Here is a 293-nt window from a genome sequence, read left to right as displayed (position 1 = left end):
GGTAACGCGCGAGCCTGCGCAGGTATTTCTGCTTGCTCAACGCACCGCTTTCCCAACGGTGCCGGGTACGAAACACCGCATCCGCCAGCAAGACCAACCGGGCACCGATGGGCTGGTTGCACTGCTCGCTACTCTCGGCGATGGCCACGAGATTGCGGGCCACGTGGGCCCAGCACAGTTGCCGCTGGTCGGCGTCGATAAACCGGTAGCCGGCGTACTGGTCGGTCACCAGCACCCCGTCAAACTCGGCGCCCAGCAGCCGCTTGGCCGCCTCCTGACCACGGCCATAGGCC

The 293-nt window shown here is 66.2% G+C and carries 1 protein-coding gene; it reads right to left on the bottom strand.

Annotated elements, in window-relative coordinates:
* Positions 1–293, bottom strand: a 293-nt coding sequence (locus MUW49_RS19600) for a transposase (protein ID WP_210538956.1), incomplete at both ends; no start/stop codon positions are given.

Origin of the sequence: Aeromonas sp. LsrichE-8G (assembly GCF_022869435.1) — a bacterium.
Lineage (GTDB): Bacteria > Pseudomonadota > Gammaproteobacteria > Enterobacterales > Aeromonadaceae > Aeromonas > Aeromonas caviae.
The sequence above is the reverse complement of the archived record's forward strand: the minus strand, read 5'-3'. Positions and strand labels throughout refer to the sequence as shown.